General features: G+C 52.0%; 27 protein-coding genes and 3 pseudogenes. 13 read left to right on the forward strand and 17 right to left on the reverse strand.

Annotated elements, in window-relative coordinates:
- Nucleotides 1–85 precede the first annotated feature (85 nt).
- From LBF07_RS21440 to LBF07_RS21510, 15 genes are all read right to left on the reverse strand, one after another.
- Entirely contained in the window at nt 86–304 is a 219-nt protein-coding gene (locus tag LBF07_RS21440) for a hypothetical protein (protein WP_187170805.1), read from the reverse strand.
- Complete coding sequence (locus LBF07_RS21445; protein ID WP_129719541.1) at nt 301–960, reverse strand: MT-A70 family methyltransferase; 660 nt, start codon at nt 958–960, stop codon at nt 301–303. The genes LBF07_RS21440 and LBF07_RS21445 overlap by 4 nt, the downstream gene beginning before the upstream one ends.
- A complete protein-coding gene (locus LBF07_RS21450; RefSeq protein ID WP_129719539.1) occupies nt 957–1,109 on the reverse strand; it encodes a DUF1317 family protein in 153 nt (50 codons plus the stop codon). The genes LBF07_RS21445 and LBF07_RS21450 overlap by 4 nt, the downstream gene beginning before the upstream one ends.
- Nucleotides 1,109–1,330 (reverse strand): hypothetical protein, encoded by a 222-nt coding sequence (locus LBF07_RS21455; RefSeq protein ID WP_094934657.1) that lies wholly within the window; start codon nt 1,328–1,330, stop codon nt 1,109–1,111. The genes LBF07_RS21450 and LBF07_RS21455 overlap by 1 nt, the downstream gene beginning before the upstream one ends.
- 25 nt (nt 1,331–1,355) lie before the next feature.
- On the reverse strand, nt 1,356–1,889 hold the full coding sequence (locus tag LBF07_RS21460) for a single-stranded DNA-binding protein (protein WP_224435061.1): 534 nt from the start codon (nt 1,887–1,889) through the stop codon (nt 1,356–1,358).
- On the reverse strand, nt 1,890–2,615 hold the full coding sequence (locus tag LBF07_RS21465; RefSeq protein ID WP_224435062.1) for a Rad52/Rad22 family DNA repair protein: 726 nt from the start codon (nt 2,613–2,615) through the stop codon (nt 1,890–1,892).
- A complete protein-coding gene (locus LBF07_RS21470) occupies nt 2,612–2,770 on the reverse strand; it encodes a hypothetical protein (protein WP_159427221.1) in 159 nt (52 codons plus the stop codon). The genes LBF07_RS21465 and LBF07_RS21470 overlap by 4 nt, the downstream gene beginning before the upstream one ends.
- Complete coding sequence (locus LBF07_RS21475) at nt 2,767–2,964, reverse strand: thioredoxin reductase (RefSeq protein ID WP_224435063.1); 198 nt, start codon at nt 2,962–2,964, stop codon at nt 2,767–2,769. Before LBF07_RS21475 ends, LBF07_RS21470 begins: the two co-directional genes overlap by 4 nt.
- 8 nt (nt 2,965–2,972) lie before the next feature.
- On the reverse strand, nt 2,973–3,944 hold the full coding sequence (locus tag LBF07_RS21480; RefSeq protein ID WP_224435064.1) for a hypothetical protein: 972 nt from the start codon (nt 3,942–3,944) through the stop codon (nt 2,973–2,975).
- Nucleotides 3,945–4,023: 79 nt separating this feature from the next.
- Nucleotides 4,024–4,314, reverse strand: a complete 291-nt coding sequence (locus LBF07_RS21485) for a hypothetical protein (RefSeq protein ID WP_206461937.1) — start codon at nt 4,312–4,314, stop codon at nt 4,024–4,026.
- A 3-nt stretch (nt 4,315–4,317) separates the two neighbouring features.
- On the reverse strand, nt 4,318–4,437 hold the full coding sequence (locus tag LBF07_RS21490) for a host cell division inhibitory peptide Kil (RefSeq protein ID WP_370642523.1): 120 nt from the start codon (nt 4,435–4,437) through the stop codon (nt 4,318–4,320).
- A gap of 11 nt (nt 4,438–4,448) precedes the next feature.
- Nucleotides 4,449–4,610 (reverse strand): hypothetical protein, encoded by a 162-nt coding sequence (locus LBF07_RS21495; RefSeq protein ID WP_206461960.1) that lies wholly within the window; start codon nt 4,608–4,610, stop codon nt 4,449–4,451.
- Nucleotides 4,607–4,867: a hypothetical protein gene (locus LBF07_RS21500; RefSeq protein WP_206461938.1), complete on the reverse strand. Its 261-nt coding sequence runs from the start codon at nt 4,865–4,867 to the stop codon at nt 4,607–4,609. The genes LBF07_RS21495 and LBF07_RS21500 overlap by 4 nt, the downstream gene beginning before the upstream one ends.
- A 160-nt stretch (nt 4,868–5,027) precedes the next feature.
- Nucleotides 5,028–5,222, reverse strand: a complete 195-nt coding sequence (locus LBF07_RS21505; RefSeq protein WP_224435065.1) for a hypothetical protein — start codon at nt 5,220–5,222, stop codon at nt 5,028–5,030.
- Nucleotides 5,223–5,502: 280 nt separating this feature from the next.
- The gene (locus LBF07_RS21510) at nt 5,503–5,844 is read right to left on the reverse strand and encodes a hypothetical protein (protein ID WP_047721654.1); all 342 of its coding nucleotides are present in this window, start codon (nt 5,842–5,844) and stop codon (nt 5,503–5,505) included.
- Nucleotides 5,845–6,292: 448 nt separating this feature from the next.
- Between LBF07_RS21510 and LBF07_RS21515 the strand changes: the two genes are divergently transcribed.
- Nucleotides 6,293–6,490 carry a hypothetical protein gene (locus tag LBF07_RS21515; protein ID WP_224435066.1) on the forward strand — a complete coding sequence of 66 codons (198 nt, stop codon included), beginning with the start codon at nt 6,293–6,295 and terminating at the stop codon, nt 6,488–6,490.
- A 36-nt stretch (nt 6,491–6,526) separates the two neighbouring features.
- On the opposite strand, the gene LBF07_RS21520 is transcribed toward LBF07_RS21515, so the two are convergent.
- Together LBF07_RS21520 and LBF07_RS21525 are read right to left on the reverse strand one after the other, a co-directional pair.
- Nucleotides 6,527–7,390 carry a hypothetical protein gene (locus tag LBF07_RS21520; RefSeq protein WP_059444909.1) on the reverse strand — a complete coding sequence of 288 codons (864 nt, stop codon included), beginning with the start codon at nt 7,388–7,390 and terminating at the stop codon, nt 6,527–6,529.
- A gap of 72 nt (nt 7,391–7,462) precedes the next feature.
- Nucleotides 7,463–8,239, reverse strand: coding sequence for a helix-turn-helix transcriptional regulator (locus tag LBF07_RS21525; protein WP_063851391.1), 777 nt, complete (start codon nt 8,237–8,239; stop codon nt 7,463–7,465).
- An 84-nt stretch (nt 8,240–8,323) separates the two neighbouring features.
- Here LBF07_RS21525 and LBF07_RS21530 point away from each other — a divergent pair, with 84 nt between their 5' ends.
- From LBF07_RS21530 to LBF07_RS21585, 12 genes and pseudogenes are all read left to right on the forward strand, one after another.
- Nucleotides 8,324–8,569, forward strand: a complete 246-nt coding sequence (locus LBF07_RS21530) for a hypothetical protein (RefSeq protein WP_045354765.1) — start codon at nt 8,324–8,326, stop codon at nt 8,567–8,569.
- A gap of 38 nt (nt 8,570–8,607) precedes the next feature.
- Entirely contained in the window at nt 8,608–8,829 is a 222-nt protein-coding gene (locus LBF07_RS21535) for a CII family transcriptional regulator (protein WP_058660818.1), read from the forward strand.
- A gap of 80 nt (nt 8,830–8,909) precedes the next feature.
- Complete coding sequence (locus LBF07_RS21540; RefSeq protein WP_015571544.1) at nt 8,910–9,056, forward strand: hypothetical protein; 147 nt, start codon at nt 8,910–8,912, stop codon at nt 9,054–9,056.
- The gene (locus LBF07_RS21545) at nt 9,049–9,948 is read left to right on the forward strand and encodes a DNA replication protein (protein WP_224435067.1); all 900 of its coding nucleotides are present in this window, start codon (nt 9,049–9,051) and stop codon (nt 9,946–9,948) included. Before LBF07_RS21540 ends, LBF07_RS21545 begins: the two co-directional genes overlap by 8 nt.
- Nucleotides 9,938–10,606: pseudogene (locus LBF07_RS21550) on the forward strand (DnaB-like helicase N-terminal domain-containing protein); the annotation flags it as partial. The gene LBF07_RS21545 and the pseudogene LBF07_RS21550, both read left to right, overlap by 11 nt.
- A 432-nt stretch (nt 10,607–11,038) precedes the next feature.
- A pseudogene (locus tag LBF07_RS21555) lies at nt 11,039–11,308 on the forward strand (DNA helicase); the annotation flags it as partial.
- 318 nt (nt 11,309–11,626) lie between these two features.
- Nucleotides 11,627–12,391: pseudogene (locus tag LBF07_RS21560) on the forward strand (DnaB-like helicase C-terminal domain-containing protein); the annotation flags it as partial.
- The gene (locus tag LBF07_RS21565; protein WP_023311412.1) at nt 12,391–12,690 is read left to right on the forward strand and encodes a hypothetical protein; all 300 of its coding nucleotides are present in this window, start codon (nt 12,391–12,393) and stop codon (nt 12,688–12,690) included. The pseudogene LBF07_RS21560 and the gene LBF07_RS21565, both read left to right, overlap by 1 nt.
- A complete protein-coding gene (locus LBF07_RS21570) occupies nt 12,687–12,917 on the forward strand; it encodes a hypothetical protein (RefSeq protein ID WP_023299831.1) in 231 nt (76 codons plus the stop codon). Before LBF07_RS21565 ends, LBF07_RS21570 begins: the two co-directional genes overlap by 4 nt.
- Nucleotides 12,914–13,276, forward strand: a complete 363-nt coding sequence (locus LBF07_RS21575; RefSeq protein WP_224435068.1) for an ead/Ea22-like family protein — start codon at nt 12,914–12,916, stop codon at nt 13,274–13,276. The genes LBF07_RS21570 and LBF07_RS21575 overlap by 4 nt, the downstream gene beginning before the upstream one ends.
- 172 nt (nt 13,277–13,448) lie before the next feature.
- Nucleotides 13,449–14,099 (forward strand): DUF551 domain-containing protein, encoded by a 651-nt coding sequence (locus LBF07_RS21580; protein WP_224435069.1) that lies wholly within the window; start codon nt 13,449–13,451, stop codon nt 14,097–14,099.
- The gene (locus LBF07_RS21585) at nt 14,099–14,353 is read left to right on the forward strand and encodes a hypothetical protein (protein ID WP_063139440.1); all 255 of its coding nucleotides are present in this window, start codon (nt 14,099–14,101) and stop codon (nt 14,351–14,353) included. The genes LBF07_RS21580 and LBF07_RS21585 overlap by 1 nt, the downstream gene beginning before the upstream one ends.
- The last annotated feature ends 64 nt before the right edge of the window (nt 14,354–14,417 follow it).

Raw genomic sequence — 14,417 nt, forward strand, 5'->3', positions numbered from 1 at the left:
TTATGCTTCGCCACTGCACCGCATTTGCATTTAGCGGAGGTGTTTTTGCTTTTGGCTGACACGCTGCCAACCCTTGGATATTTGGTCACGATTCAACTCCGAAGCGGCGATTAAGCCGACCTGTGTATACGACGAACTCCAGGAGGCTAACTCCCAGAGCTTCAATTTTCTTGTGATGCTTGTTGATGATGGGAGGAACCGTTTCGTTCCAGTTAGGCTTTGGCTTCTTGCGCATGGCCTGCTGGATTTCCTCGGTGCAGCGGCGGCAGGCGGATCGGATGACGTTGTCTGTTTCTGGCGTCATGCGGCCTCCGTTTTCACAACATTGATGGCGCAGCCGGGCAGCAGTTCTACAGCGGCGGTGTCGCACTGGTTTCCCCAGTGGTGCCAGCCTGGTGCCGCGCTGCGGCTGAACAGCTCAATGCGAGGCACAGCGCCGTAAAGCAGCTCCAGCCGGTGCCGAACTTCCCACGGCTTTTCGCTGTGTGCGCCGAGCGGGCTGTATACCACCTGCTTAATTCCGGCGTGCTTACGTTCCAGCCCGGCGCCGCGGGTGGCAATCAACAGGTCTTCGGTGTTGGCCCGGGTGTGATTGCCGCCGTTCATGCGCGTCTCGGCGTTTAGCAGATCGAGGAAGTCGTAAAAGTCGGTGACTTCACCCTCGGCCAGCGCCTTGTTGATGCGCAGCTCGGCGTTCTGATTCAGCTTCACCCAGGTAAATCCCTTCATCGTGCGAATGGTAAAGCCCCATGCTTCGGCCAGTTCGATAGCCTCCTGGTTATGCGTGCCGGTGTACCACATCGCCAGCACCGAGTTTTCGGCAGCAAGTTCCCAAACCGGCAGGCGCTTGATGTCAATCAGCTTCATGGTGGAGTAGTGATCGGCAGCGGCGCCGTTGCTGATGGTGTTGCCGTAAGACCAAGGGGGATCGACATACAGAAGTGAGTATTTCGCTGTCATGCCGCCTCCTGTCTTTCCCGATATTCCTCACCGAGCCGCTGCGCCTTTAATGGATTGCTGACCACTTCACCCCATGGCATTAGCCAGCCTTTACCAATGAAGGGAAGGCTCAGATTACCAACCCTGATATCGTCGTGAGCGTGAGTCATTAGTCACTCCTTGAAGCGCCGCCGAGGCCTTTGCGGTTGTCGTTGAGATATGGGTCGGCTGGCGTGTAATTGGATGGGGCAGGGGGTGAATCGTCGTTGGCTCTTTCTTGCTGGATGATTTGGTAAAGCTCTTTGCGATCTGCTAGCTCAGAGGGTGAAAGCTTCCGGTCAGGGATTGGCCGGAGAAGATATTTTCGATACTCGGGGGTAAATTTGTTCATTGGTTTCTCCTGGCCGGGAGATGCTTCAAAAGGGTATGTCGTCGTCAAAGTCCATTGGGGCATCTTGCTGTCCCTGCGCTTGCTGTGGGGTTCCCCATCCTCCTGGTTCACCACCATGTTGCGGTCGCTGTTGTTGCTGACGCTGTCCACTACTATGTTGCGGCTGGTTACCATTCTGCTGGCCAGCACTTGCTGGTGCACCACCACCCTGACGACCACCGAGCATTTGCATGGTGCCGCCGACGTTTACAACAACCTCTGTGGTGTACTTCTCCGTGCCTGCCTGATCTGTCCATTTGCGGGTGCGCAGCTGGCCCTCGATATAGACCTGAGAGCCTTTGCGCAGGTATTCTCCGGCCACTTCAGCCAACTTTCCGAACAGAACGACGCGGTGCCATTCCGTTTGCTCTTTAAGCTCGCCGGTGGCTTTATCTCGCCATGACTCCGAAGTTGCCAGCGTCACGCTACACACTGCGCCGCCGGACGGAAGATAACGGACCTCGGGGTCTTGCCCGAGGTTGCCTACGAGGATCACTTTGTTTACGCCTTTGCTAGCCATTTACGCCGCCTGTTTAAGTTCTTTGAGTCGAATGCCAGTAACGTCTTTGCATTTGTTCTGGTGCTCAGCAAAGCCGTTCAGTAATTTCCATGTGTCTTCATAGCGATGCTTAAGCCGATCGATATCGTTTTCAGAGCCAGCGTATGCCGAGAATTCGTCGAGGATTTTGTCCGCATCTACGGACTGTGGTGCCTGATCTCGCTGCTGGTGACCATCATGCGGTTGCTGGCCCTGCTCGATTGGTGTTCCTGAAGGCAATGCCCATCCCGGTAGAGCGGGCGCCTTCCAGTAGAAAACACCAACCTCTTTTGATTTGGCGTACTGGAACCCGGGCGCGCGCGTTGCTGAAACCACTGCGAACCCTTCTTCCAGGTTGTAGAGGTAACGACCGATCCCCCATTGCACGGCGGCGCGCTTCATGGCGCCAGAGCGACCACCTTTCACAGCTTCAACCTGTGTGTTTTCTGCCGCATCCCACTTGGTGATCCACTCGCCGTCAACCTTGATGGAAATGCCGCACTCAACGCCGCCATTGTTCGGAATATCGCGATATTCGTTACGCCAGCCAGCCTTGCCGCATACTTCATCCAGCCGCTTCATGATTGCGCGGTTGGTGACGTAGGCCAGCACCTTTGCCCAGATGCCGTTATTGTTTTTTCCCGCCTGCTGAATGCGCCATTCAATATCCTCGCTGGCAAATGGCGCATCTAATTCATCAAGGTTCATGTGTAATTCCCCGCAAATTCATCCCAGCTAATGACCGGGTTCTGCCGCTCGGCGGCCAGGTTAACTGGCTCGTCGTCGTTTTCTGGCTTTTCTGGTATCACGTCGCGCATAAGGCGAAGGAACGACTCTTCATCCCACCGTTCTGCTGCCGTCATGCTGCACGCTCCTGATGAGTGATGACGTAACCCTGCTCAGCCAGCCATTCGATGACTTCTGCGCCGTCGAGTTGGGGTAGTACGTCACGGGTTTTAACGGTACCGGCCAGCACAACGCCTTCCATCTCTACTTTGATAGTGTTGTGGGGGCCGACGGATGTGCGCATGTCTATGCACTCGCATGTAATATTCATGATTCACCTCAGTAATGAATTTTCGCGCAGGGGATCAGGTCATCTTTCAGAGCGGTGAGCACTTCGATAGCCTGTTCGCTGGTTAAGCTGGTGTGGCTGGTGAGCGCGTTAACAATGTTGGTACCGACCGTCTTTCGGTGCTTCACGTCAGCTTCACGTTTTGCCTGCTCATCGGCGATTCGCTTCTCTTCTGCCAGGCGGGCTGCTTCTGCCTGCTTTGCCTTTAGACGCTCAGCTTCAACCGCCGCGGCCTTTTCGCGTTCCGCCCGTGCTTCCGCTTCTTGCTTTTCACGCGCCGCCCGCTGTTCCGCTTCGATGCGCTGGCGTTCCGCCAGCTCAGCGCGAGCTTTCTCTTCAGCTTCACGGCGCGCTGCGGCTTCAATCTCTGCTTTGTGCTTAGCTTCGGCATCACGGCGGGCTTGTTCTGCCGCTTCACGCTTAATGCGCTCTTCGTGCTCACGCTGTGCCTGTTCCGCCTGGCGGCGCTGCTCTTCGCGGTCGCGGTCGTAATCCTTGTTCATCAACAGAGCCATTTCGTGGTCTGCTTCGAACTTGGCCGCCAGCTCTTGATCGAACTTGATGTTCATTTCCAGCGCTTCGGCGTGCAGCGCGTTCATGGCTTCTTCAGCCTTAATGCGTTCCTGCTCGGCTTCCCATTCGGTGAGTGGGCGCCGTACTTCATCCTTCAGCGCGTCCAGCCGCTCACGCACAATGCGGCGGCTTTCGTCGATCTGCTTCGGCAGGGCTTTAAGCTCAGCAACCAGATCCTTGCCGGCGTTGTCGATGTAGGTTTTGGAACGGGCAACCTTATGCGCCATAGATGCGATAGCATCACGACCTTTCTTGGTGGATACATCCGGAACCAGGCTGCGAGCTTCTTTCTCAATTTTTTCAATGATTGGATCGAGCTGCTCTTTGGTGGTGAATACAGCCATTGCACTAGATTTTTCGATAACGACTAAATCCGTTACTTCACTCATGGTCTCTCCTGAAATTTGGTTGTGCGCTTCCCGTCTGCGAAAGGCCGGACGAGTAGGGGTAATGGGTGTTTGGTGTGGTTTACTTACCGAGCGCTTTGGCGATGGCGGCGCGGGCTTTATCGAAGCGGCAAATACATTCAAAATCGTGGCCGCATGATTTAGCATTTCCTGCCGATTCAGCCATGAAGTCTTGCAGAGCCTCCAGTAATTCAGGTGCCGCTGATATTAATTGCGCATCCTCTCGTTCGTTTCTGGTTGCGGATTCAATGTACGTTTCGCCTATAGCCACTCCGTGAAATGTAGTCATCATTTCATTCACATTTCTGACTGTGTATTTCCACGGACCCGGAGTTCCTTTAAATTCGCTCATAATTCACTTCCTGTACCACGGAAAACCAATTGCCGCCTTCATATCGTTGTAGGCTGACATCCACATAGAGCCATCACCCAGGTAACGAGCGATTACCGCTTTGCTCTGCGCTGCTCTGAGCATGTTGTGATTAATCATGATTTACCCTCCACCTGCTGCAATAAACCGGCGAAATCCATCTGCCAGCGGTTCATTGTGATTTTCTCGCGAGGTTTATCGACTGATGAGAGTTGCCACTCGTTGTCGTTGAGCTTTTTGGCGGTGTACTGCTTGCCGTTGTGGGTGACTGTCATCATTCGCCATGCTCCGTGCCACCAATGAAGCGCTCTGGCAATTCATCGAAAATATGCATGCTCAACACAGCCACCTTTCCGTCTCGTAACGGGAACGCATATTCCTTTTTCACAACGTAGAGGTGGTCAGCGGTAGCTCTCAGAACCATATCGGTAACATCTGATTTCTTTCCAACCCAGCAGCTTTTGACTGGGTTAATTCGTCCTTCGAAAATTGTTCCAGTTAGTGGACTGGCGCCAATCATCTTTACAGTGCTCATAAATCCTCTTGGCCTTATCGCGGCGAACGGAACGGTTAATACAAGACTTCAACGCATTTATTCAGTGTTTCAATGGGCGGTGGATGGCCGCCGGTTGTCATAAATGGGCAGACTCGAAAATCTGCCTATGTATGGCCGATAAAAAACCCGCCTGAGCGGGTTAGTTGATAGATGCGCCCTTGAGTACAAGGCGTTCTGAAATTTGATCAGCAAGGCCTGATGCCCTCTCTGTGCCACCAGAGTCCTCATCTTTAAACTCTGCTGGGTCGATTTCCTGCAATGCCTGGAAGATGATTTCGCTAATCTCATTAGCCTTATCTTTTTCAATCTCACTTGTTAATAAACTGCTTTTCATCGCCTTACCCTCTGTCGTTACCCGCTGATGCGGGAGAAATGCTTTGGTCGGTGTGGTGGACTGGCACTGAGTCGCCACTCTCACTTACTTCCTGACGCCCTGTTTTCTGTATTGGCAAACAACTATCTGCCCAGCCGGTTTTCAGGTCTTATCACACTGCTAGCGTTGCACCTCGCTTGAGGACACCGCCACCACACCCCAAAACATTCCAGTTAGTGCCGGGGTATTTATCCGCGCCCGGCGCGCGCTTTCCCGCTATTCCCCAACAGCAAGAAATCGCTTACTCTTTAATCTCCCCAACAGTAGAAAGGATATATTCATGCAAACCATGCGGACCGTGTGCCCTGACTGCGGAAGTGAGATGTTCAACCAGCCCGATGATTTTGACTTTGAGACAAATTTCACCGGCGTCAGTTGTGCTGACTGTGGTCGAGAAATCACTAAGGACGATGTTGTCAATCAGGCCACGGACACGGTCAAAAAACAGATCGACGACATGCTCAGGAATTCCCTGAAAGGAACTGGCTGGAAGTTCAAGTAACTTTAAAAGCTCCCCGAACTGAGTGAGAACCTCACTGGCGTCTACATTAAGCAGTAGTGGCGCCGTTTTTTTATCTGCCATACACACTCCTCTGGTTATTTACCATCAGCCCCTCGTAAAGAGATGCTGGTAAATCTTTGCGCTTCGCACCTCTCATCCCGCCAGTGTTGCCCGTTCCCACGCCTTTATCGCTCTCGCGAGGGGGTAGCCTTCTCACCGACCGGTTCGCCGCCGGTGATACGCCGCATTTTGTGCGTTGGGGTCTAAACAGGATTACCGAGTGCTGTTCCGACTTTGCATGTTGTTAAAAAGCAGGCGACTTGCTGTCCGCCGCTGGCTAACTTCGCTCAGCTGTCGATGTTTCGTTTCGATGGGTTGATTATTAACTAGTGGTTATTTTCAGTCAATAACCAGTGGTTAATTATTTGGGTGTTGGTTACTAAGGTTATGATTTGTTGGTTAATTTAGTTTTGTTATGTGTTTTTACGTAACGTGATATGCTGCAAAAAACATCAAAAAGGAGTGGGTTATGGACTTGGATGAAGAAAAAGTGAACATGATGGCTCATGCCGCCGGGCGCGCGGTGATGGAGTTATCGCTGGCGGATCTGCCTGTGACGCAGGAGGCTATCATTGAAAAACTTGAACAGTACCGGAAGGAAACTGGAAACGTGATCGGCAAGGGAGTTAACAGGGATGCTGCGGAGTTGGTGCGGAAGGGTAAATAAAAACCCGGCGCAGTGGCCGGGTGGTGGTGAAAAATACTATTTGGCATCCACTATAAATAGCCTATTTATTTGCCCTTTTTTCACAGTGGCCTTTGCAGTTATTGTGAATATGGATGATATGTCGCCCTTCGTTGAGATATAGGCGCTAAGGGCATTGAGGTAGGGGTTGTTCTTTTTGCTTGCAGCAGGATCACTGATTTCAGAAGTTATTCTCTTCTTCGAATCATCTCCTTCAAGTATGATCTTTGCTGTCATATTCTGTGCGTCAAACTCCGTAAGGTAAGCTCGATACTCTCTTAATCCTACAACCTCATCATCTTCAAGCTTGTCTATCTGCTCTTTATCCGCCGCGTCCACCTTTAAAAGACACCCATCTTTGTTAGTGGAAATGCTGATTTGATCACATGTGTTTCCAATCGGAGAAACGGCCTGCCGAACTGCGGGGCGAAGTTCTACAGCCATCTTATCAATCACTGAGATTAACTTATCGATGGTTCCAGAGTCCTTGTTACCTAGCGCCTCTATGGCCTTTTCGAGAACCTGCTGTAGAGCTTTCATTTCATCTTTCTTGTTCGAATTTCTCGCAAATATATATTGAAGTATCGCACCCAGTATAGTTGCGGCGATCCCTGAGAACAACTGATTCTGAGTAACGAAATTTAGCGCAGCTTCTAAAGTGAAGCAATTTGCCCTTGCCTCTCTCGCATATACCTTAACGTCTTGATATGTGGATATTTTGCTGTATTTCTGAGTGGCTGAAAATGATGCTGCTGTAGATAAAACTTTAGAGAATCCCTTTAGAGACTCCCCAAGGCAATTGAGATCAATTTCATGGTTTTCAGCGTCCTTACCGTCATATCTTAGTGATATCTTTATATCTTGTAATACCCCGTCATCCATAACTGCATCCTCAATTCATTGTCATTTGATCGTTCAGTTCACTCATCGGCTAAACCAGCCGCATCTTCGTCTTTACAGCAACACCGAGTACCAGAATATGCGACCGATTATCTCAACATCATCAATGTCAGCTTCTTCATCCGGATATGCGTCGCCGTTGTAGCTGCGAATGATTAGCTTGCCGCCCGGCTTCCGGTATAGCTGCTTAATGCGCTTGAGCTGCCCGCTACCGCCGTCTGCCTGACCAATGGCATACAGCTTACCGTCAACTATGCGCTTGTTGTTCGTGTCTACGGCTACCGTAGTGCCATCGGGAATGATCGGCTCCATGCTGTCACCTGTGGCCGGGAAGCAGAGAACTCCAGAACCGTCGGTGTTTGCCCCTACTCTGCGTAGTGTTGACTTGGAGAACCTCAGCTTAAAGCCATTATGATCCTCGCATTGAACGCGGCCATCGCCACATGCAAATTCAATATCCTTGAGGTAAGGCACTTCAACCTCGTCCGCAGGTAGCGGTGTGTTTTTGTCCCAGGCATCGACAGTTCCCCACTCAGACTCTGGCGGGATGGATGATTCCCTAAGGATCTCAGGTTCAGGCTCATTTCTTCCATATTCCAGCCAGTCAGGCCTAACCCCAAGCCAACGGCTAAGGGCTAGGATATTGGTTTGGTCTGGTATTGCTGATGCGTTAAGCCACTTCCAGATCCCTGGCTCAGATACAGCAATCCCTTGGGACTTCATAGCCTCTCTGATCCTGCCCGCCTGCCCACGACCACCCACGCCAGCATCAAGCAATGCAGCGCGAAGTCTCTTAGAAAATTCTTCTTTTAAATCGTCTTTTTTAACCATTCGTTAATTATCGATTAGAGTTGACATAACTGTCAGTTAAGATATAACCTTAACCCGTAGTTAATATAGTTAACGGAAAACACTATGAACCCAATGCAATTTGCAATCGAAGCTGTAGGTGGTCAAACCGCTGCTGCGCGCCTGTGTGGCCTATCGAATGTTGCTATTCACAAGTGGGTGAAGAACGCGGCGCTGCCTCGTACTGAGTACACAGAGAAAACCAACTATTCGCAGCTTTTGGCTGACGCATCAAGGGGGCAGTTTACGGCTGAATGGCTCCGTCAAGCAGCTAATCCTGACCGAATTAAACAAGATTCACATGCCGCCTGACAGGCGGCCCTAACCATAAATCACAGGAATTATCACAAATGGAAAAATCAATTACACGCAACAAAGCGGAGGCGCGACGAATCGAGAGCTGGTTACACCGTCAGATTGCAGAGCTGGGAACAACCCGTATCGCCGAGGTTATCGGGGTCAACAAATCCACTGTCAGCCGGTGGCGGGAGAACCTGGTACCGAACATGTCGCTGCTGCTGGCCATCCTGATTTCGAACAGGGATGGAGTGAAGGGGGATTTTGAAGCATGAACGTAGAAAGGGGAAAAGCCGCGGTGCTGGAACACCAACGGCTTTCAGGCGCAAAAACGAGAGTAGTTGCAGGAGGAATAATGGCAAAAAATCCACGCTATTACCATACCGCTGTACATAAAAACATAACCCGCGACCGCTTCATCCGCTCGGTTAATCCGATTGTGGCAGAGAAGATGCGCGCCATCCTGGAAGAACTGAAACGTAAGGAGAGTGGCCGTGGGTAACGTATCCAATTTAGCCGAAGCCAGAGAGGCCAGAAGGCTCCAGAAACCGCGCACGAATGACGGTAAGGGGTTTGCCTTGCTGCACCGTAAAATTATGGATGTGCCGTTCTACAAGGACGCTGAGGCGGCTCATTTATGGGTTCACCTGCTCCTGCGTGCTAATCACGAACAGACAATGGTTTCGACTGATGTTGGCGATGTGATCTGCGAACGCGGAGAGTTCATTACCGGTCGTAACACACTGGCAATGGAAACGGGGTTGACCGCTGATCGCGTTAAATCACTGCTCCGTAAATTCCAGAACCTGGGCATGATCACCACCAAATCGAACAACCGTTTTACTGTTCTAAAAGTGGTCAAATATGACGAATATCAGTCAAATTTTTGTCCAGCCGATGTCCAGCCAGTGTCCAGCCCAAGAGCAGTCGTACCAATGCCTGCGGTGGGGGAGTGTCCAGCCGATGTCCAGCCAGTGTCCACAGATAACAATATATTAAATAACTTACTACCTAACGGTAGTAAGTATGTCGCAAATGACCAGAAACCCGCTGAAGAGAAAAAGTCACGTTTGTCATGCGATGAAGTATGGCAATGCCTGAAAGACGAACTGCCTGAAGCACGGGGATGGAGATGCCTCACTGATGAGCGACGCAATCTGATCCGCACCTTCTGGGGTAAGGCTAACAAAATTGCCCGCAACCTGGACGGCAAGCCGATGGATATGGACGGGTTCAGAAGCTATCTGCGCTACATCGCTCAGAACTGCCGCTGGATGCTTGAAGACCGACCAGACCAGAAATCCGGGAAGACCTGGCGCCGCATGAAATTCGATAAGTTCCTGACCGAAAAGCTCTACATCGAAGTGCGCGAGGGGGATCGTGATGACCGCTGAATTCATGGCTTTACCACAAAACCTCGAAGCAGAGCAGAGCGTCATCGGCGGACTCCTGCTGGACGATGACAACAGCGAGCGAGTCCAGAAGGTTATGGCGATGCTCAAGCCTGAGTCGTTCTACAGCCGACCTCACCAGCTGATCTTTGCCGAGATGCGCCAGATGTTCCGCGACAACAAGCCAGTCGATGGTCTGACACTGTTCGACGCGCTTGAAGGCAAAGGGCTCGCGGAGCAGGTAGGTGGCTTTGCTTACCTGGCGGAGATCGCCAAGAACACTCCAAGCGCTGCGAACATCGTGGCATACGCAGCATCAGTCCGGGAAGCCGCAATGGAGCGCTATGGCATCAACCGTCTGACCGAAGCTACTGAGCTGCTGTATTCCCGCAACGGCATGAGCGCTACGCAGAAGTACGAGGCCATTCAGGGTATTTTCACCCAGCTCGCAGACCATTCAAAAACCGGCAGCCGCCGTGGTTTGCGTTCATTCGGCGAGGTTATGGATGACTGGGTAGCGGATCTGGAGAAACGATTTGACCCTTCAGGCGAACAGCGCGGAATGAGTACCGGTATCCCGTCGCTCGACCGACTGCTGGCGCCGAAAGGTCTGGTTAAAGGGTCTCTGTTCGTAATTGGCGCAAGGCCAAAGATGGGGAAAGCAATGGCCTTGGACGCAAAAATTCTTTTGCAGGACGGGTCTTGGACAACGCATGGGGAAATCAAAGTGGGTCAACAAGTTGCATCTGTTGATGGCCACGCCTCAATGGTTACTGGGGTATTTCCTCAGGGAGTCCGCAAAATGTATCAAGTCACTTTTGAGGATGGGCGCACCGTTAAGGCGGCCGACTCTCACCTTTGGGAGATAAGCTCGTCGAAATTTGAAGGTGATCGTGTAGTGGATACGGAAAAGTTAGAAGCGATGCTTCAGAGGGTTAGGTATCAAGGAAGGCTGCGCATTCCATCGCTGTCAGGTGATTTTGGCTCATCAACCGATCACGTCGACGGGTGGGTGTTAGGTGCTCTCCTTGGCGATGGTTCTTTAACCAAAAGCGTCAAATTCACTAACTCAGAAGACTACGTTCTGTCTCGCATGGCGGCCAGCGTATTTCCACTGAACCTCCGCCATGTTGGCGGGAATGATTACACGGTAACGCATCATCGTGGGTGTAAAAACCCTCTCCTTGAGAGATTGAGAGAGTACGGCTTGGTGGGGAAAACTGCGCAGGATAAAGAAATCCCAGAGTCTATTTTCAGTGCAGGAAAAGCCACGCGGATCGGCGTATTGGTTGGACTGCTCGAGACTGATGGCTGGGTTGAAAAATTCGGCTGCATTAGATTCTCTTCGGCCAGCAAGAAGCTTTCGCAAGGGGTGGTAAAGCTTGTTCATTCTCTCGGTGGAACAGCCAGGGAAACAACGCGCACCGATATTTCATACACCTACAAGGGAGAAGCTCTTCAGGGCTTAGATGCGCAAATGGTCAGCATGAAGCTGCCTGATGAAATTCTTGAACACATTAAGTCACCGAGGATCCGTGCAAACCTTGGTGTGAACCGTCTTGGAAACCGTGGTATTGGGATTAAATCAGTTATCGAGATTGATCCGGAAGAGTGCCTTTGCATTATGGTGTCTCACCCCCGGCACCTCTATGTCACAGATGACTATATCGTGACCCACAACACCACCCTGTACGGGCAGATGGCGATCAACTGCGCAGTTCGTGAGAAAAAGCCAGCGCTGATGTTCAGCCTTGAAATGCCAGGCGATCAGATCCTTGAAAAGTTGGTTGGTCAGAAGTCCGGCATTAACCCGAGCATTTTTTACATGCCCGCCACGGATGACGCCGACGACCAGTACCAGGGAGACTACGACGGTGACTTTAAGAAGGCGATCGCCACAGCCGGGAGACTGAGTGAAATCGACATGCTGTACATCGACGACACCCCGGGCCTGTCACTGGCGCACATCGTTAGCGAAAGCCGCCGAATCAAACGCGAGAAGGGCTGCGTAGGCATGATCCTGGTTGACTACCTGACTCTGATGACCGCCGAAAAGGCCGACCGTAATGACCTGGCCTACGGGATGATCACCAAAGGTCTGAAGAACCTCGCCAAAGAGCTTGGCTGCGTCGTCGTGCTGCTGACCCAGCTCAACCGCGAACTGGAGAAGCGAGTGAATAAACGCCCGCTGCCGAGCGATTCCCGCGACACAGGGCAGATTGAGCAGGACTGCGACTACTGGGTTGGTATCCACCGGGAAGGTGCTTTCGATGACAGCGTGCCGCCGGGAGAAACCGAGTTAATCCTGCGACTCAACCGCCACGGCAGTACCGGAACGGTTTATTGCAATCAGATAAACGGTGCAATTTACGACACAGACCAGCAGGCCGCCGCCGCAGAACGCCGCGGGCGCGAGCAGCAGCCGAAAAAGAAAGGGGGCTACTGATGAAAGGCAAACAGGCAATTCTGCGTTATCTCGAAACGCACCGGACCTTCACCGCGAAGGATGTGGCCACAGAGTGCGGCATGACCATCAACTGCATCACGAAGAACGCTATCGATCTGGAGCGGGCCCGCAAGATTGTGCGCGTGAGCAAGGTCTGGCGAACGGTGACTTATCGCCTGGCGACGCCGGAAGAACAGGATGGCACCGCGCGCAGCTGCACCAACGGAATATTTCAGGAGTGCCGGAACAGTCCGGCGATGAGAAGGGTATTGATGGTTTGGGGGAGGGTAGGGGTATGAAACTGAAAATGCACACGCCGGACGGCTCAGTGATTGTTGAAAGTAACCTGGTAACGCAGTTCTACCCTGATTTCGAAAGCGGCGGCGAGCTGACCACCATCGAAACGGTATCGGCCACAGGAGAAACTTTCTCGGTGAAAGTAAAGCACTCGTTTATGCAGGTGACTGGAGCACTGGCTACAGCCTGGAGCGTTGACGAGAAGAAAGCAGAAGGAGCCGCCCAATGAGCAACATCGACAAACAGGTGCTGCGTGAAGCGGCGGAGAGAGCAGAATCCGATAGTTGGGGTTATGATCGCGATGAATTCAATGAGGCTCTAACCCCGTCCACCGTGCTGGCGCTGCTGGATGAGCTGGAAGCCAAAGACAAGCGCATTGCGGAGCTGGAGGCGACGCAGGGTAAGCCAGTTATGTTTATCGATGGTGATATTTCATCCGCTGACGCCGACAAACTGGCGGCTGTAATTCGTGAATTCAACGAAGAGACAGAAACCCCGGCGGCACGAATGGCTCGAATTATTCGCGAAAACCCGCATCCGACAAACATGTGCGATATGCCGGCCGCCGCAGCCGGTAAAGGAGAGTGAGCATGAAGCAGGGTGACATTATCGAAAGCGTCCACACCGGAAACAAATTCATCATCGAATACATCTCTAAAGATGGGAAAAGTTTTGTGCTTGTCTACCAGGCTGATGCTACTCAGCCATCTCGGTGTTATGCGGATTATGACATCAGACGCAGCTTCAGGAAGGTGAACCCATGAGCACTATTACCAAAGAACTGGCAAAGCTGTTCAGAAAAATTACGAATTCTGAAATTGATGCGGAGGGTAACGCTCATGTTGTTTTATCTCCTGCTGATAGCCTCCTGATTAATAATGCGCGTATCGCGCTGGCATCGCTCGAAGCGGAGCCTGTGGGTGAGGTTTCCGAGCAGCGTGATGGACTGGTTATGGACGGCACGGTAGACCTCGGTGGAGCATCAACTCACCGAATTATTAAGGGAGCTAGCAAGATGAAACGGTTGCCGCTTGGCACGAAGTTTTACACCGCCCCGCCAGCGCCGGTATCTGTACCTGATGCGATGGAAATGGATGATGACTTTGACAGCGCGTTTGAACACGGAAAAGCTGTCGGATGGAACGCCTGCCGCGCCGCCATTCTTCAGGGTGCTGAGCCTGTACAGGGGTGGATTCCGTGCAGTGATCGGATGCCGACTAAGAATGATAGGGTGCTTATTTTCATAAATTTCAATTCTGATACTGTTCCACCAAGCATCCACGATGCCCAGTTTACCGGCTCAACATTCAGGCGAGGTAATGCGACCGTGAATGTGTTCCCGCTTGAGGATGGTTATGGAGTGACCCACTGGATGCCGCTGCCAGCAGCACCGCAGCAGGAGGTGAGGTGATGGGCAAGTTTACTTTCGTCATTGAGTTCGAAGACGGCAAGGAGCCGCCAGTACATGCCCATATGGAAGCTTTGGGCGGGAAGGTTGTAGCGGTCGCGTTCCGGGATGCATTGAGCGAGGGTAATCCTCCGAAGACGATCACTACCTCTCCTCAGGTGCTTAGCGAGATGCGGTGCTTTATCTGCAATGGTAAGCATCCTATCGGTGTCGCCTGCCCACTCAGTTCGCCATCAGTGGTATCACATAATGCCTAACCCATTCGACGCATAACAAACAGGCCTCTTCGGAGGCCTTTCTCTTGAGTTGATTTTGTTGAAT

The sequence above is a fragment of the Enterobacter cloacae complex sp. ECL352 genome, assembly GCF_020149545.1.
Classification (GTDB): Bacteria; Pseudomonadota; Gammaproteobacteria; order Enterobacterales; family Enterobacteriaceae; genus Enterobacter; species Enterobacter asburiae_B.

Coding starts and splice junctions, on each gene's coding strand:
- LBF07_RS21465 (WP_224435062.1), bottom strand. CDS start 2,615: ATGAACCTTGATGAATTAGATGCGCCATTTGCCAGCGAGGATATTGAA.
- LBF07_RS21525 (WP_063851391.1), bottom strand. CDS start 8,239: ATGGTTAAAAAAGACGATTTAAAAGAAGAATTTTCTAAGAGACTTCGC.
- LBF07_RS21535 (WP_058660818.1), top strand. CDS start 8,608: ATGGAAAAATCAATTACACGCAACAAAGCGGAGGCGCGACGAATCGAG.
- LBF07_RS21585 (WP_063139440.1), top strand. CDS start 14,099: ATGGGCAAGTTTACTTTCGTCATTGAGTTCGAAGACGGCAAGGAGCCG.
- LBF07_RS21515 (WP_224435066.1), top strand. CDS start 6,293: ATGGACTTGGATGAAGAAAAAGTGAACATGATGGCTCATGCCGCCGGG.
- LBF07_RS21440 (WP_187170805.1), bottom strand. CDS start 304: ATGACGCCAGAAACAGACAACGTCATCCGATCCGCCTGCCGCCGCTGC.
- LBF07_RS21540 (WP_015571544.1), top strand. CDS start 8,910: ATGGCAAAAAATCCACGCTATTACCATACCGCTGTACATAAAAACATA.
- LBF07_RS21475 (WP_224435063.1), bottom strand. CDS start 2,964: ATGAATATTACATGCGAGTGCATAGACATGCGCACATCCGTCGGCCCC.
- LBF07_RS21575 (WP_224435068.1), top strand. CDS start 12,914: ATGAGCAACATCGACAAACAGGTGCTGCGTGAAGCGGCGGAGAGAGCA.
- LBF07_RS21520 (WP_059444909.1), bottom strand. CDS start 7,390: ATGGATGACGGGGTATTACAAGATATAAAGATATCACTAAGATATGAC.
- LBF07_RS21455 (WP_094934657.1), bottom strand. CDS start 1,330: ATGAACAAATTTACCCCCGAGTATCGAAAATATCTTCTCCGGCCAATC.
- LBF07_RS21460 (WP_224435061.1), bottom strand. CDS start 1,889: ATGGCTAGCAAAGGCGTAAACAAAGTGATCCTCGTAGGCAACCTCGGG.
- LBF07_RS21485 (WP_206461937.1), bottom strand. CDS start 4,314: ATGAGCGAATTTAAAGGAACTCCGGGTCCGTGGAAATACACAGTCAGA.
- LBF07_RS21570 (WP_023299831.1), top strand. CDS start 12,687: ATGAAACTGAAAATGCACACGCCGGACGGCTCAGTGATTGTTGAAAGT.
- LBF07_RS21450 (WP_129719539.1), bottom strand. CDS start 1,109: ATGACTCACGCTCACGACGATATCAGGGTTGGTAATCTGAGCCTTCCC.
- LBF07_RS21530 (WP_045354765.1), top strand. CDS start 8,324: ATGAACCCAATGCAATTTGCAATCGAAGCTGTAGGTGGTCAAACCGCT.
- LBF07_RS21470 (WP_159427221.1), bottom strand. CDS start 2,770: ATGACGGCAGCAGAACGGTGGGATGAAGAGTCGTTCCTTCGCCTTATG.
- LBF07_RS21500 (WP_206461938.1), bottom strand. CDS start 4,867: ATGAGCACTGTAAAGATGATTGGCGCCAGTCCACTAACTGGAACAATT.
- LBF07_RS21445 (WP_129719541.1), bottom strand. CDS start 960: ATGACAGCGAAATACTCACTTCTGTATGTCGATCCCCCTTGGTCTTAC.
- LBF07_RS21480 (WP_224435064.1), bottom strand. CDS start 3,944: ATGAGTGAAGTAACGGATTTAGTCGTTATCGAAAAATCTAGTGCAATG.
- LBF07_RS21490 (WP_370642523.1), bottom strand. CDS start 4,437: ATGCTCAGAGCAGCGCAGAGCAAAGCGGTAATCGCTCGTTACCTGGGT.
- LBF07_RS21495 (WP_206461960.1), bottom strand. CDS start 4,610: ATGATGACAGTCACCCACAACGGCAAGCAGTACACCGCCAAAAAGCTC.
- LBF07_RS21565 (WP_023311412.1), top strand. CDS start 12,391: ATGAAAGGCAAACAGGCAATTCTGCGTTATCTCGAAACGCACCGGACC.
- LBF07_RS21505 (WP_224435065.1), bottom strand. CDS start 5,222: ATGAAAAGCAGTTTATTAACAAGTGAGATTGAAAAAGATAAGGCTAAT.
- LBF07_RS21580 (WP_224435069.1), top strand. CDS start 13,449: ATGAGCACTATTACCAAAGAACTGGCAAAGCTGTTCAGAAAAATTACG.
- LBF07_RS21510 (WP_047721654.1), bottom strand. CDS start 5,844: ATGGCAGATAAAAAAACGGCGCCACTACTGCTTAATGTAGACGCCAGT.